Origin of the sequence: Bradyrhizobium sp. INPA03-11B (assembly GCF_040446015.1) — a bacterium.
GTDB classification, from domain to species: Bacteria; Pseudomonadota; Alphaproteobacteria; order Rhizobiales; family Xanthobacteraceae; genus Bradyrhizobium; species Bradyrhizobium macuxiense_A.
This window is the reverse complement of record NZ_JASGSR010000271.1, coordinates 1-1,083: the sequence shown is the minus strand read 5'-3', so window position 1 is coordinate 1,083 and position 1,083 is coordinate 1. Positions and strand designations below refer to the sequence as shown.

Here is a 1,083-nt window from a genome sequence, read left to right as displayed (position 1 = left end):
GCCAGTAGGAGCGGGGATCATCGCCGGAGCGGACACAGGAATCGTTGAACTGATGCGCGATCGCCCGGCCGTGCTTCACGATATAGGGGATGATGTCCTTGCCGAAATCGTGGGCCGAGTTCGGGTCGGCGGCATCGCGGCGCAATTCGTCGAACAGGAATTCCGAATTGAAGACATAGATGCCCATGCTGGCCAGCGACTTGTCGGGCTTGCCGGGCATCGGCGGCGGATCGGCCGGCTTCTCCAGGAAGGACTGGATCAGCCCGGTGTCGTCGATGTGCATGATGCCGAAGGCGCTGGATTCCGCGCGCGGCATTTCGAGGCAGCCGACCGTGACGTCGGCGCCGCTCTCGACATGCTGCTTCAGCATGATCTCATAGTCCATCTTGTAGACGTGGTCGCCGGCGAGCACCAGGATGTACTTGGTGCCGTGCGCCTCGAGGATGTCGATGTTCTGGTAGACCGCGTCGGCCGTGCCGACATACCACATCGTCTCGGAGACGCGCTGGCTTGCGGGCAGGATGTCGAAGCTCTCGTTTCGTTCCGGGCGAAAGAAGTTCCAGCCGCCTTGCAGATGCCGGATCAGGCTGTGCGCCTTGTACTGGGTCGCCACCGCGATGCGGCGGATGCCGGAGTTGACGGCATTGGAGAGCGCGAAATCGATGATGCGGGACTTGCCGCCGAAATACACGGCCGGCTTGGCGCGCTTGTCGGTGAGCTCCTGAAGCCTGCTGCCGCGTCCGCCGGCCAGCACGAAAGCGAGGGCGTAACGCGACAATGGTTCATTTCCGACTGATCTCATGGTCATCCTCCCAGAACTTCAGGCTGGCTCCGCTACCTTCTCTTGTCCGGAAGGCCTGATCGGGCGCCAACGGGGCCGATTGGAACGTAGCAAGAGCGTCCCGGTTGGGCAAAGCGGGATGGCGGGTTTTCGTTCCTTGGATTTCAGCTGCCGGGGAGCGGGGTTGCGACTTGGTTAAACCTATTGACGACGCGCGATTTCGGCCTAGCAGGCTGTTGAAGAAGTCGGTAGCGAAGCGTTTCGTATCGTGATTCTCTAGGACCGGGATTTGACTAGGGGAC

1 protein-coding gene is annotated in these 1,083 nt (G+C 61.4%); it reads right to left on the bottom strand.

Features of this window, described 5'->3' with window-relative positions; genetic code table 11:
• Positions 1-802: sugar phosphate nucleotidyltransferase (locus QMZ05_RS40875; RefSeq protein WP_353705896.1), on the bottom strand; the 802-nt coding region annotated here is incomplete at its 3' end.
• Between the last annotated feature and the right edge of the window lie 281 nt (positions 803-1,083).